We start from the raw sequence: 12,972 nt of genomic DNA on the forward strand, positions 1-12,972 counted from the left end.
AAAGTTTGATCCGGCGTATTCAATTATTCTGTGTGCTAAGGAGATAGTAATGGCAGCCACTCGCATTGAAAAAGACTCAATGGGGCCAATTGAAGTACCTGCTGACCAATTATGGGGAGCGCAGACTCAACGTTCACTGGAACATTTCCGCATTTCTCAGGAGAAAATGCCGGTTGCGTTGATCCATGCTCTTGCATTGACTAAACAGGCTGCGGCCAGTGTCAATATGGATTTGGGCCTCTTACCGAAGGAGCGTGGGGAGGCAATTATCGCTGCGGCGAAAGAGGTGTTAGAAGGCAAACACTCAACAGAATTCCCTCTTGCTATCTGGCAGACGGGGTCGGGCACTCAAAGCAATATGAACATGAATGAAGTGCTGGCGAACCGTGGTAGTGAGATCCTTGGCGGTCAAAGAGGTAATGAACGTCTGATCCATCCTAATGATGATGTTAACAAGAGTCAAAGTTCGAATGACGTGTTTCCAACAGCAATGCATGTTGCTGCCGTTATTGCCTTAAGTGAGCATTTACTGCCTGAGCTGAAGGTACTGCAAAAAACACTGGCAGATAAAGCAGAAGCATTTAAAGACATCGTAAAAATTGGTCGTACACACCTGCAAGATGCGACCCCTCTGACTTTAGGTCAGGAAATTTCAGGTTGGGCCGCAATGTTGGCTCATAATTTGAAGCATATTAAAGATAGCATTCCTCATGTATGTGAATTAGCGTTAGGTGGAACAGCCGTTGGAACGGGCTTGAATACCCATCCTGAATATGCAGTTCGTGTTGCGAAAAAAATCGCTGAATTATCCGGGCGACCTTTTGTCACTTCACCAAATAAATTCGAAGCACTGGGTACTTGTGATGCACTGGTTCATTCCCATGGTGCATTGAAAGGTCTGGCTGCATCATTGATTAAGATTGCTAATGATGTTCGCTGGCTGGCTTCTGGTCCTCGTTGTGGAATCGGTGAAATCTCCATTCCTGAAAATGAGCCGGGCAGCTCTATTATGCCAGGTAAGGTTAATCCGACTCAGTGTGAAGCTATGACTATGCTATGTGCGCAAGTCATGGGTAACGACGTAGCTATTAACATTGGTGGCGCGTCTGGTAATTTTGAGCTGAATGTCTTCCGCCCAATGGTTATTCATAATTTCTTGCAGTCTGTTCGTTTGCTGGCGGACGGTATGCGTAGTTTCAATGAACATTGTGCTATCGGTATTGAGCCTAACCGTGAGCGTATTACTCAATTGTTGAATGAATCTCTGATGCTGGTAACTGCGCTGAATACCCATATCGGTTATGACAAAGCGGCAGAAATCGCTAAGAAAGCACATAAAGAAGGTCTGACTCTAAAACAGTCAGCGATGCAGTTGGGTTATCTGACCGAAGCTGAATTTGACGCTTGGGTACGTCCGGAAGATATGGTTGGCAGTATGAAATAATTCTTGCTGATTTTGGTATTGGCTGATGTATAACCGGAGGGTAAATCCTCCGGTTTTTCTATCTATATATCTATATTATTGTACGCTTTATATTTCCCGATAAAGGTGTAAACGCGGTATCACGAGCTCAAGTGGTTTTGCTTTAGGTTTATGGCGGTATTTAATTGCATTGGCATTATAGTTCGATAACGTACCTACTTTGGGTTTGATTTCGCTATCTTCAGTATAAAAAGCGATGATTGGCAGAGGGCAGGCATATTGAACCTGTTTTTGTATTTCTGAATACCAAACGCGAGCTATGGGTTGTACTTTTACTGGTCGTTTAATTTTCAAAACTACATCATCAGGTAGCTTTTTGATATCTGTGATTTCTAGTGCAACCAATGCAGCCCATTGATCGCTGGAGTAGGGGGGAACTGTTTTTCCGGCATTATAGCTTTTTTCCAACCGTTCAATAACTTGTTGCTTGGTCACTTTATTAATAATGTTCTTATTGGCCCAACCAAAATTGATGGTATCTGGGTTTACGAGGGGAGTTATTGTGCGATAGGCATTTAAGGTAATTAAACCACGTAAATGATCGTGGACAAATTCAAATCGTTGTTCTTTGCTGACTCCTGATTCTTTAGTTACGATGTTTTCCAGCTCGGCTTTGAGTTGATTAACTTCTTCTATAACATTCATTGCGGTTTTATATTGCTGGTGGCTTACAGAAAAACATAGCGCACCTGGCAACCGGCTTGCCGCCTTGCTGCTGATATTAGGGTGGTTATGGTGGATGAATAGCTTCTGATAGAACCTCAAACCTAAGTTAAGTGCTTCATTTCCTTGTAATGGATTAACATCAATCTCGGTAATTTGTTCATGTTCTTCGCCTTTTTCAATTTGTGGTAATTGAAATACCCTGGCATCAATAAGTGGATATTTCATCAATAATTCGATCAGCTCAGCCAATTTTTCTTCCTGTTTTTTAAAACAGGATGTAAGTGATTCTATTGAAAGGTATTTATTCATGTCCTATTACTCCGATTCGTAAACCAACGGTTTCTTTTACATATTTAGTTACAACATACTTTAAAGTATAAACCAAAAACGACACAAACACCCAAAAAAAGAAAAAAATAAAGCCTAATAGGGTAACTTAAGAAAGTTAATCTTTGAAATGGGTTATTGATAAACATTTATACATTGTGTTAAAAACTAGAAACAACTATTCCTTTAATTTTTTAAATTTTAAAATCAGTGATCGTGAATAACTAATTAGTTAGCAAATTTATAAGAAAATCTTTTAATTTTAAAAATTTCATTTGTAAAGATTATATGCAGAGGTGGTTTAATATGAATAAATTAATTAAGCCCGTAAATTCTTTTACCAAAATCGTTGATACATTATTACCATATTCTGAGTCAGTCTCATCTGAACAACCAACACAAGGTATGTTGATTAAAGTTGAGCGTGAATTTGCTAAGTTTTTTTTACTTGAGAAGGGATATGTAAATATTCGCAGGTTAAGTGATGATTTAATCATTGCAACGGTGTTTTCACCGTATGTTCTGGGGTTATCTTTCTATTCAGGCGCAGAAATTTATTACTCTATTGAACTCGGCCCTGACTGTAAGATATATCAATTACCTCGTATTAGTGCATTAGGTGCTATAAAGAAACACGATCTTTATAGGGAGTGGATGAGAGTAATTTCTTATAAAATGGCTTTTTTGTATGCCAGAGATATCAGTATATTTCGTCATGGCGCTAAAGAGATTGTATGTAGCTTATTATCCCGCCTTATCACTTTGCCAGATGATTTCAGAGAAAATATATCTGTTATCAAATATATAGAACAGCGGTGTACACTTTCACGTAGTTGTATACAGCGTATATTATTTTCTCTGAAAAAAGACAAACACATCGAAATAATTGATGGTTATTTAAACAAAGTTAATTCATTACCAACAGAGTCACATTATTAATCATTAAACTTTATACTGTTAATTTATTGAGCTTCATCCCTAAAGTTGCGCTATAAGTTCCCGTCAGATAAACGGTAGATAATAAACTAACGATAGTCTGACTCAGATGATAAGGCGTCTCTGATAGTCGATAATCAAGATAGCAGCAATGAGATGTCACAAGGCCAATCCTATATCGTTAATTGTTAATTGAAAGTAACAATCACGAGAAGTTCGTGTGAAAGATCACATTTCTGCTTCAAACGGATATCTTCTGCTTTAAACCGCGACATAATCGTTACTAATTATTTAGAGGCGCAAATTAAATAGCGGGAGGCACAGTGAGTGTGGACGTACAGCCAAGCCATGTTGACCAAATTAAGCAAATTAATATTGGTTTGGTTTATCGTCTGATTGATCAATATGGACCTATTTCACGTATTGCTCTCTCTAAAAAATCGCAGTTGGCCCCTGCCAGTATCACGAAGATTACACGAGAGTTACTTGATGCTCACTTAGTGAAAGAAGTCGAATTTCCTGATCTTGGGTTTCGTGGTCGTCCAGCGATCGGATTGAAAGTTGATAGTCAGGGGTGGCAATTTCTGTGTATACGTATTGATAATGGTAGTGTTGCATTTGGGCTTCGGGATTTAAGCAATAACCTGGTTGCTGAACAAGAATTACCATTTTTTTCATCTGAAAACCAAAGTTTTTTGGACGATCTTGTTGCCCTGATTGACGATTTTTTCTTTCGGTATCAATCTCATCTTGAGCGTTTGACTGCTATCAGCATTACCACTAATGCGATTATTGATCCTATTAATGGAATTATTCATAGTTCACCGTATTACAATATCCAGAATCTTCCTCTTGGTTCATTCTTATACAGGTGTATCGGAGTGCCTATTTTTTTGCAGCATGGTATTACTGCGTGGACAATTGCAGAATCTTTATACGGGGCAGGGAAGAATTGCCAGAATATTATCCAGGTTGTCATTGATGATAATGTCGGTGTTGGTATTATGACAGCCGGGCAAATACTTCATTCAGGAAATCAATGTGTTGTCGAAATAGGACATACTCAAGTTGAGCCTGATGGTGAACATTGCTATTGCGGAAATACTGGTTGTCTGGAAACTGTTGTCGGCATCAAAAATATTTTGATAAAAGCACGGCAGCTAGCTGAAAAACAGCCCGATTCGTTAATGTTTACTAAAACACCATTGACAGTTGAGTTGCTTTGTCAGGCTGCACAGCAAGGTGATCTTTTTGCAATAGAAATTATTCGTGATGTTGGGAAGAGAATCGGAAACATCATGGCGATTATGGTCAACATCTTCAATCCTGACAAGATATTGATTGGTTCACCGCTGAACGCAGCGCAACAAATTCTTTATCCCGTCATTCAAAAGAGAATCACTCAGCTTTCACTTCCGAGATACAGTCAAAAAGTTGATATTATTGCTACTGAATTTACTAATTCAGGAACTCTGCCAGCAGCATCACTGATTAAGCAATCACTATACAATGGTCAGTTGCTGCTCGAAATCATGCAAGGATAGAACACATTTGACAAAACATTGAGCTAACGCAATCCCTATCTTAAATACATCTCCTACACTTCAAGTCTGCTCGCTATAAACTTTATAAACAGACGTTTTAAAGAGTAGCCAGTTTATCTGTTATTATGGAAATGAATTTATGCTAACGCGCTTATTTGTTACAGGCACGGATTCCAACATCGGTAAAACAGTTGTTACCCGCGCATTACTGCAAGTTTTTAATCGTGAAGATACAACCGCAGTAGGATATGAACTTCTTGCAAGGGAAGAAAATCAAATTGATTTTCTTCAAATGACAAACTGTCTTAACAAATTGAGTCATAAAGCAGACCGCGTAATTGTTGATGGAAAAGGTGGCTGGCGTGCATTATCACAAGATAATGCGTTCTATTCTGATTGGGTAGTGAAGGAAAAACTGCCTGTTATTTTAGTCGTTGGGATCCAAGCCGGATGTGTCAACCATGCCATTCTGACTGCCCAATCGATTATTAATGATGGGCTACCACTGATTGGTTGGATACCCAATCGTATTAATCCTGGATTAGCACATTACGCAATAGTATTAGAGAAGTTACGTTGTCACATACCAGCGCCTCAACTAGGTGAAATTCCCTATCTTTTTAGACCAGAAGAGCGGGATTTGTCTCATTATCTGGACATCCCAGTTATATCGGCATTTGATAATTGAAAAAAAATGGAAACAAAAAGGGAGTGTATGTTAACTCCCTTTTTGTCTTTTTAACTGTGTTAGTTATCGGACAGCGGAATGAGTGAATCGGGTATAAATAATTTTTTGTTTACCACGATTACAGCTTCCAACAACTTTCCCACCGCCGTAATCCATCTGATCACTCGCAACAACTTCAAGGTTAAAGTCTGTTTCTTTAATACCATTATTAATGATTTTTTGTGCAATTTGCTCTTTCAGATTTTCGCACGTCACTATATTGTGTGAACTCACTATATTTTGTGAGTTTTGGTTTTGTGGATCTTGCGAAGCTTGTGAAACGGAAGATACAAAAGCAGTAATAAACATAGCCCCGGTTAGCAAGAGTTTTTTCACCTTATCTCCTTATCTTATTGATGTAGTTGTGGTTTATTTAGAGTCAATAGGGCGACCTGTATTGATATCCAGACAGCGTTTTGTGTTCGGTTCCCAATAAGCATTCAGGTTAGAATTTTTCAAACAAGCATCACGATTGTCAACGTCAATTTCATGTTTATCAAAATCTTTTTCCCTACGTTTATTAATCTTATTACGTAGAGACCGCTGATCGTTCCATTCCTCTTTGCTTTGTCGGGCATCTTCTTTAGTCATTGAGTTTTCACCACCACCATTAATAGTGATGCAATTACTTGATGTACAAGGATTGGAAAAAGCAGGCGTCTGCCAAAATAATGGCAAAAGGAGGGAAAATATAGGGATAGTCTTGGCTATTAAAGAACGATGAATATTCATGTTTCAACCTCTTTCATAAAGTATTCATTGAGTGATACCCGAAATAAAATACATCAGTATTAAAAACCTGCGTTATCTCTAGCATAAAATAACACCTGTAACACGAACGGTTCATCAAAAGATGGAATATTAATTCCTGTGTACATTCATACCTGCAAATGTTTGGCAAACCGGCATCATTTCTAATGTATTGATATTGACACGGGCAGGTAAATTCGCAACCCAAAATACAGCTTCTGCAACATCATCAGCGGTCAGAGCATCAGCACCTTCATAAGTTTTATTCACTTTTTCATTATCACCTTTAAAACGAACCTGAGAAAACTCTGTTCCTCCAACCAACCCTGGTTCAATATCTGTTACCCGAATATTTTTCCCTAGCAAATCAGCACGAAGCCCTAAACTAAACTGTTTCACAAATGCTTTTGTCGCCCCGTATACGTTACCACCCGCATATGGCCAACTTGCTGCTATTGAACCAATATTAATAATATGACCGTGATTGAGCTCTACCATTTTAGGCAATAGACTTCGGGTCATGTTTACTAATCCTTTGGTATTGGTATCAATCATAGTTTCCCAGTCATCAGGGTTAGCTTGATGTGCTGGCTCTAGCCCTAATGCAAGACCAGCATTATTCACAAGAACATCAATATTACGTAAGTTATCGGGTAATTCCTGTATAGCTTGCTCAATTGCATTTCGATTTCTTACATCTAGCTGAACAGGGTAAACATTTTCACCTAATTCTTCTCTTAATCTATCCAGGCGCTCTTTACGGCGTCCTGTAGCAATGACCACAGCGCCATGTTTAATGAATTTTCGTGTAATCGCTTCACCAAAACCAGCGGTCGCCCCTGTCACAAAAACAATCATAGTTGCCCTCTTTTTGTAGCTAGTTAACTTAACTTTTTCATTTAGCTATTAATTAGAGAAAGTCCTTTATCTTTAGTCAAGAAAGAATTTGATAAGTTCTTTCGAGACGGTAGAATTAATTGGTTGCCATAACAAGGATAATCATGATGAAACCAGCCACACTTTTAATTCCTGTACCTGATGTTAACTTAGGCCTTGAGTGGTATAAACGCGCATTCCCAGGAGTAGAAAGTATCTATCTGGAAGAATTTGATTTTACTCTATTAAAAATCAAAGATTTTATTCTGGAGGTAGTGCAGGCTGATGATAAAGTTTATTCAGGAAAAAATGGTACGGTTATGTATTGGTCAGTCCCTTGTCTTAAAACAGCAATTCAGCATTTTCAGACAATAGGTGCGAAATTATATCGAGGACCAATGGTGATCGAAAACGGTTTAGGAATGTGCCAATTAGAAGAACCGTTTGGCAATTTAATCGGATTGCGAGGAAACTTCCAGATAATAAAATAATCTGAAACAGCTAAGTTTTGACCCGTAACAGAATGGCTAGTGATAACTAATGGAAATTTATGATGAAAAAGAAGCAATTAAAAAAACTTCAGAAAGAGCTCGATACATTAGGACTCATTGAAAAAGATCCTGATGTGGTTGGCTATGTACTGTTTAACACGCGTAACCGTCGATTTGTGACGCTGGATGAAAATGAGTTTGGAATGGTGATATATGCTGATGATATCGAAGAAGCCCATTTGGCAACATCACAATTTGCTGCATTAATGGATATTGATTTTTTGCCGGAACCAGACAAATTCGATATTGCAGTTATCCCTGTTATTGATAATCCTTTATTTGGGTTAATGCTCAAAAAAACAGATTAAAATTAATACCGAAAAATTTTGGATAATTCCTGCTTATAATCCTATATTGGAGCAGTGTAGTTGATTACCTTAACTGACGTAAACAAGAACAATTTTGAAGCTGTCTGCGACCTATCAGTCACTGATGACCAACTTGACTATATTGCGGGGAATGTGTGGTCCCTTGTCCAATCTAAATTTCACCCTTCATACCAAACGCGCGCAATTTGTCTGGATGGGGAGCCTGTTGGTTTTTTCATGTGGGTACCTGATGCTGACCAAAGAATAACGATTTGGCGGTTTATGGTGGATAAAAACCATCAAAATAAGGGCATTGGGCGTAAAGCACTATCGCTGGCGCTTGATGAAATCAGGTGCACAAATCAGTTAGAAGCAATAGCAATCAGTTATGATCCGAATAATCTCGTTGCGAAAAATCTTTATGCCAGTTTTGGTTTCGTTGAGGTTGGCATGGATGAGGAAACTGAAGAGATGCTGGCTATTATCAAGATTTAGGTATGACTTTTTAGATCTTAATCAACATGAGTTCAATGTACACAAACTTGTCAGTCGAGGTCTAGAAAGTCCCATGCAACATGAGCAAAAAACCGCGACTGACCATGTTTTCAATGGGAAGTTTTTACCCGTAAACGTCCTGTCAGTCTTAAGCCTGCCTGGAAATTTCTGCTCATCAGGGTTAATTGCACAAAACCTATTACTAGCTCCAGAGCCTGAACTGTGTAGAACCAGATATCAAATATCCCTTCAGAGGCCCTTATGTTCAAAAATATGGCGGCTGGGATCATGGCTAGTAGCCCGTTGATACCAATGACCGACATACGTTTTTTCTTTTCGTCGATTAGGCGACCTTTCCTGTTCTTACTTAACGAAAATCCAGAACCTCCTGTCATAGCCATCAATATTGCAAGACTTACCAACCCGTAAAACGCGATACTATGTTTGACTACCACTACTGCTGTGGTATCCAAAAATAGTTCCGAAATCACAGTGGATGTCCAAAAAAATGAAGAAGTTACAGAAGAATAATTTTGGGAGATCAAAATCATAACCAAGCATGGCAGGCGAGAACATCGCCTGCATTATAACAACCTGCCTGTTTTTTATTGGTAATATGAAATTCTCGATCTTACTCACAGATTTACATATTTTTCCTGATGGAAATGCTGAAAGTTGCATGTATGTATCTAAATTATCTGGATTTTACATTTTTGCTACAAATTTGACGATAATGCAACCATTAAATATATTAAATCATAGGTTATATCTTATCTTCAATCCACCAGGAGGTAGCAATGCCGATACCAACTCTCAAGCATTTTATTAATGGTCAGTATATTGAATCTAAAGGTTCCGAATATTTTGATTTGGTAAGTCCGGTCACTGGTAAATCTTATGCGCGTTCTCCCAACGCGAGTGCAGCAGATGTTGACGATGCTTATGCATCGGCTAAAGCAGCATTTAAAATATGGGGGCGCAGTACACCTTCGGAACGTCAGCAGGCGTTGTTAGCGCTGGCTGATGTGGTAGAAAAAAACGCTGAACGTTTGATTGAGGTGCAAAGCCGCAATACAGGGCAGCTTAAGCACCTGATTGCCTCCGAGGAAGTTGCGACGTCGGTGGATCATATCCGTTTCTTCGCTGGTGCAGCTCGTTTTTTGGAAGGTAAGGCTACTGCTGAATATCTTTCTGGTATGACCACCAGTATTCGGCGTGAACCGCTGGGTGTGGTGGGGCAGGTTACTCCGTGGAACTATCCGTTGATGATGGCGGTGTGGAAGATAGCCCCTGCTCTGGCAGCAGGTAATGCTGTGGTGCTTAAACCGAGCGATACCACACCGGAGAGCACTCTGTTGCTGGCTGAATTGTCCGCTCCGCTCTTCCCGACAGGGACTTTCAACGTGGTGTTGGGTAATGCCAGCGCGGGTGCCTTAGTCGTTTCACACAAAACGGCGGCTATGGTTTGTATCACAGGTTCTGTACGTGCAGGTTTGCAGGTTGCCTCTTCGGCGGCGGCTAATCTCACCAGAGCACATCTGGAGCTGGGAGGAAAAGCACCGGTAGTTGTTTTTGCCGATGCGGATATAGACAAAGCGGTGGAAACCATTGCTACTGCGGGATACTTCAACGCTGGTCAAGATTGCACGGCAGCTTCACGTGTGCTGGTGCATGAATCTGTTTACGATATCTTCATTACTAAACTGGTAGCAACAGCTAAGACCATCCGTTTTGGTGATCCAGAAGATAAAGCAGCATTGTATGGACCGCTTAATAATATTCGTCAGTTGGAGCAGGTCAAAGGGTTCATTGCACGTCTGCCCGCTCATGCCCGTATCGAAACAGGAGGTGGTCAGGCCGATCGTTCGGGATATTACTTTGAGCCTACGGTGATTACTGGTTTGGAGCAGCACGATGAAATGATTCAGACCGAAATTTTTGGTCCTGTTATCACTGTGCAGAAGTTCTTAACAGAACAGGATGCCATTGAGAAAGCTAATGATGTGAAATATGGGCTAGCCTCCAGTGTTTGGACCCGCGACCATGGTCGTGCGTTGCGCTTGTCTCGTGAGCTTGATTTTGGAACAGTCTGGATTAATACCCATATTCCTCTTACGGCAGAGGCACCACATGGTGGCTTTAAAAACTCTGGATACGGTAAGGATCTGTCAGCTTACGGTTTTGATGAATATACGCGTATTAAACACGTGATGAGTTCCAACGACTGATACAGGATACCCACAATGAATCAAAATAGATCTCCGCGCGACTTGGTGTCGCACGCACACCACGAGTTGTTTACTAACCGTGATGTGGAGGCGCTTGAGCGTTATTTTGCGCCAAATTTCATTGAGCATTCGCCGTTGGTCAAAGATGGTCTTGCCGGATTGCGGGATCTGGTCCAGGCACATCCTGAACTACACCATGAAACCTATCGCGTACTACAGGACGGTGATCTGGTTGCTATCCACGGGCGTTTTACGGGATTAGACGATCAGCCGTTGGTCGGTTTTGATTTGTACCGGGTGGCCGATGGATTAATAGTGGAGCATTGGGACGGCTTAGTGCCACAGTCTGCACCCAACGCCAGTGGCCGAACTCAGTTAGATGGCCCGACTGAAACGGGCTATAGCCATGACAGGGAGAAAAACCGTGAACTGGTGGTTAACTTTTTCACGCGAACCCTGATCAAAGGGCACTATGATGAGTTTGGAAACTACACCAATGGTGAAAAGTTTCGCCAACACAGCCCCGATATACCCGACGGTACGGCTGCGGTCATTGCGTTTCTTAAACAACTCAAAGATGAAGGAAGGGGCCTGGATTATGCAAAAATTCACCATACAGTCGCTGATGGGCAGTTTGTTCTGACCCATTCGGAGGGAAGCATTGCCGGAGTACGCCACAGTTACTTTGAGCTATGGCGTGTTGAGAACGGCCAGGTGGCTGAACTTTGGGATGCGATCACCCCAGTACCAGAAGATGCGCAAGCGTTGCATCCCCACGGTATTTTTTAGCGTTGTTTGCAGACATGCTGAAATCCCGTGTTATTACGACCAGGAATTAGAGAATGACAGCATATTCCATCGTCTATGCACCACTTGATCAGGCGACCCGGACCGAACAGGTTGTGGAACGTTTAAGTAACGCGATCATCTCCGGGATATTACAAACCGATGAACAGCTACCTAATGAAAACGAGCTGTCGCGGTTGTTAGGTGTGTCACCGGTCACCGTTCGTGACGCCCTGAACACACTGCGTGCCAGACAGTTGATTGAGACACGGCGCGGACGTCATGGTGGTAGTTTTGTGTGCCAGGTTTCTGTTGAGATAATGCGGAAATATCACCCGTTGCGGCTGATGGCTTCGGGTGAACTGGCGGATTTCAGTGAGTTTCACTGTGCTGTGATCGGCCACAGTGCGAGGCTTGCGGCCCAACGTTCAACGACGAGTGAACTGAGAAAACTTGAGCAACTGATCGACAGTTTTGCGGCCGCGATACAACCTGATGCTCGTATACAGACAGATATGCGCTGTCTGCTAACTCTGGCATCTCAGGCGCAGTCAGCCAGGCTTGCCAATCAGGAGTTGGAGATTCAGGCCGAATGGGCCTCTTTGATGGAACTTCTGTACCGAGAGGCTGCCATTCACAGCGAAGTTGTCGCCGCCTGGCGTACACTCTTGTCAGCTCTGTATAAAGGGGATGACCTCGCTTGTTACCGACTGGCACAGGAGATGATTACCCGAATTACCGACCACCTGCTTGAATGCAAATTTCGTATGGATACTGATGCGTCGTTACTGTAGTGATCTGATCGCGGATAACGCGACTGCATTCATCCCAGGAAAGAGGGAGGCATATGTACAACGACATACACATAGAGCGAGCCAAGAGTATCCTGAACGATATCTTGGTCGCAGCGCAGCAGGCCACCGCCGCCTTAGCGGATAAGACAGCGCGTATTTTATTGGAATTGCCGTTATATCATACGAAAGGTATCCGACTGGCGCAGGAGCAGCGCGGGGTATTGCAAAAACATATCCATGAAGTATTGCATAACAACGCTTGGTGTAATGGGGCAGGATTTGCCAGCTATGCGGTAACGGAAGCGAATGGAGAAGAGAACGGGTACTGGACGCTGGAGTGGTGGCGTCAGGAAGGGAATACCATTCAATATGCACAATTGGAGCACAATCAGGAACAGCGTAAGCGTTTGGATTTCCGATTATTTGAATGGTTCCGTCAGCCGGCCAGTCGTCATCTTCCCATCATTGACGGCCCTTATGTGGGTCATGCTCCCAATGATT

At 41.6% G+C, this 12,972-nt stretch carries 15 protein-coding genes and 1 pseudogene; 11 read left to right on the forward strand and 5 right to left on the reverse strand.

Going from position 1 to position 12,972, the window contains the following annotated elements; translation table 11 throughout:
- Positions 1-49: 49 nt before the first annotated feature.
- On the forward strand, positions 50-1,444 hold the full coding sequence (fumC, locus tag ABLA85_RS13790; RefSeq protein WP_367964953.1) for a class II fumarate hydratase: 1,395 nt from the start codon (positions 50-52) through the stop codon (positions 1,442-1,444).
- An 87-nt stretch (positions 1,445-1,531) separates the two neighbouring features.
- Here fumC and tus read toward each other — a convergent pair whose 3' ends face one another.
- Positions 1,532-2,458, reverse strand: a complete 927-nt coding sequence (gene tus, locus ABLA85_RS13795; RefSeq protein WP_367964955.1) for a DNA replication terminus site-binding protein — start codon at positions 2,456-2,458, stop codon at positions 1,532-1,534.
- 324 nt (positions 2,459-2,782) lie between these two features.
- Between tus and ABLA85_RS13800 the strand changes: the two genes are divergently transcribed.
- The 3 genes from ABLA85_RS13800 (at position 2,783) to bioD (ending at position 5,644) form a co-directional block, all read left to right on the forward strand.
- Positions 2,783-3,415 carry a helix-turn-helix domain-containing protein gene (locus tag ABLA85_RS13800; RefSeq protein ID WP_367964957.1) on the forward strand — a complete coding sequence of 211 codons (633 nt, stop codon included), beginning with the start codon at positions 2,783-2,785 and terminating at the stop codon, positions 3,413-3,415.
- Between the two features lie 320 nt (positions 3,416-3,735).
- Positions 3,736-4,956, forward strand: coding sequence for an ROK family protein (locus tag ABLA85_RS13805; RefSeq protein WP_367964959.1), 1,221 nt, complete (start codon positions 3,736-3,738; stop codon positions 4,954-4,956).
- A gap of 139 nt (positions 4,957-5,095) precedes the next feature.
- Positions 5,096-5,644: an ATP-dependent dethiobiotin synthetase BioD gene (gene bioD / locus ABLA85_RS13810; protein ID WP_367964961.1), complete on the forward strand. Its 549-nt coding sequence runs from the start codon at positions 5,096-5,098 to the stop codon at positions 5,642-5,644.
- A 63-nt stretch (positions 5,645-5,707) separates the two neighbouring features.
- On the opposite strand, the gene ABLA85_RS13815 is transcribed toward bioD, so the two are convergent.
- From ABLA85_RS13815 to ydfG, 3 genes are all read right to left on the reverse strand, one after another.
- Complete coding sequence (locus ABLA85_RS13815; protein ID WP_367964963.1) at positions 5,708-6,019, reverse strand: DUF1161 domain-containing protein; 312 nt, start codon at positions 6,017-6,019, stop codon at positions 5,708-5,710.
- A 33-nt stretch (positions 6,020-6,052) separates the two neighbouring features.
- On the reverse strand, positions 6,053-6,415 hold the full coding sequence (locus ABLA85_RS13820) for a DUF1283 family protein (RefSeq protein WP_367964965.1): 363 nt from the start codon (positions 6,413-6,415) through the stop codon (positions 6,053-6,055).
- A gap of 129 nt (positions 6,416-6,544) precedes the next feature.
- Positions 6,545-7,291, reverse strand: coding sequence for a bifunctional NADP-dependent 3-hydroxy acid dehydrogenase/3-hydroxypropionate dehydrogenase YdfG (ydfG, locus tag ABLA85_RS13825; protein WP_367964967.1), 747 nt, complete (start codon positions 7,289-7,291; stop codon positions 6,545-6,547).
- 143 nt (positions 7,292-7,434) lie between these two features.
- On the opposite strand from ydfG, the gene ABLA85_RS13830 reads away from it, so the two are divergent.
- From ABLA85_RS13830 to ABLA85_RS13840, 3 genes are read left to right on the forward strand one after another with little or no spacing between them, the layout of a single operon-like run.
- Positions 7,435-7,800 (forward strand): glyoxalase/bleomycin resistance/dioxygenase family protein, encoded by a 366-nt coding sequence (locus ABLA85_RS13830; protein WP_367964969.1) that lies wholly within the window; start codon positions 7,435-7,437, stop codon positions 7,798-7,800.
- Between the two features lie 59 nt (positions 7,801-7,859).
- Positions 7,860-8,168 carry a hypothetical protein gene (locus ABLA85_RS13835; protein WP_367964970.1) on the forward strand — a complete coding sequence of 103 codons (309 nt, stop codon included), beginning with the start codon at positions 7,860-7,862 and terminating at the stop codon, positions 8,166-8,168.
- Positions 8,169-8,228: 60 nt separating this feature from the next.
- Entirely contained in the window at positions 8,229-8,663 is a 435-nt protein-coding gene (locus ABLA85_RS13840) for a GNAT family N-acetyltransferase (RefSeq protein WP_367964972.1), read from the forward strand.
- A 110-nt stretch (positions 8,664-8,773) separates the two neighbouring features.
- On the opposite strand, the gene ABLA85_RS13845 is transcribed toward ABLA85_RS13840, so the two are convergent.
- A complete protein-coding gene (locus ABLA85_RS13845) occupies positions 8,774-9,136 on the reverse strand; it encodes a hypothetical protein (protein ID WP_367964974.1) in 363 nt (120 codons plus the stop codon).
- A gap of 324 nt (positions 9,137-9,460) precedes the next feature.
- On the opposite strand from ABLA85_RS13845, the gene ABLA85_RS13850 reads away from it, so the two are divergent.
- The 4 genes and pseudogenes from ABLA85_RS13850 to ABLA85_RS13865 all read left to right on the forward strand — a co-directional run.
- On the forward strand, positions 9,461-10,891 hold the full coding sequence (locus ABLA85_RS13850) for a gamma-aminobutyraldehyde dehydrogenase (RefSeq protein ID WP_367964976.1): 1,431 nt from the start codon (positions 9,461-9,463) through the stop codon (positions 10,889-10,891).
- Between the two features lie 15 nt (positions 10,892-10,906).
- Positions 10,907-11,680, forward strand: a complete 774-nt coding sequence (locus ABLA85_RS13855; protein WP_367964977.1) for a nuclear transport factor 2 family protein — start codon at positions 10,907-10,909, stop codon at positions 11,678-11,680.
- Positions 11,681-11,733: 53 nt separating this feature from the next.
- Complete coding sequence (locus ABLA85_RS13860; RefSeq protein WP_367964979.1) at positions 11,734-12,471, forward strand: FadR/GntR family transcriptional regulator; 738 nt, start codon at positions 11,734-11,736, stop codon at positions 12,469-12,471.
- Between the two features lie 53 nt (positions 12,472-12,524).
- Positions 12,525-12,972: pseudogene (locus tag ABLA85_RS13865) on the forward strand (hypothetical protein); the annotation flags it as partial.

This window comes from Xenorhabdus sp. SGI246 (assembly GCF_040838225.1).
GTDB lineage: Bacteria > Pseudomonadota > Gammaproteobacteria > Enterobacterales > Enterobacteriaceae > Xenorhabdus > Xenorhabdus indica.